The 517-nt window shown below is 66.3% G+C and carries 1 protein-coding gene; it reads left to right on the top strand.

The window, feature by feature from the left end; genetic code table 11:
* Positions 1–517: hypothetical protein (locus tag ACR6JA_RS22005; protein ID WP_494599495.1), on the top strand; the 517-nt coding region annotated here is incomplete at both ends.

The following is a 517-nucleotide window of genomic DNA, read 5'->3' as shown; positions in this document are numbered from 1 at the left end:
CGCTCGCCGCCAACAACGCCATCGCCCCGAGCGTGCGCCTTACTGCACAGGGCGGCCTGGCCCTGAGCGTGCCTCAGTTCGATCTGCTGAGCCCTGAAATCCATATCGACGCGATCCCGCGTAGCCGCCATACCGATGGCCGCAACAGCGACCAGATCTTCAACCCGCTCTTGCGCGAAATCGGCGCGCTCGGTTTTTCCACCTTGGTGGCACTCCTGCTGCCGTTGGCGGTGATTGGCCTCGGCTATGGCCTGGTTCATGAGGAACGTGAGCAAGGCATCTGGCGGCTGGTCTGCGCACAGACTCGGCATGCCTGGGCAGGCGTCTTCGCCGCGCTAGGCATACGCTTCGGCGCCGTGTTGCTGGCTGCGCTCATCCCCTCTCTGCTGGCTCTGGCCCTGGATCCGGGCGCGACGCTGGCAGCCGCCGCCTGGTGGGCGGCCACGCTCGCAGCACTGACCTTCGTGTGGGTGGCCATCGTCGGGGTATTCACGCTTTTGCCGGTATCCTCCGGCGC

Source organism: Cedecea sp. B1(4) (genome assembly GCF_059414925.1).
Note: the sequence above shows the minus strand (reverse complement) of the source record. Positions and strands in the feature narration are given on the sequence as shown.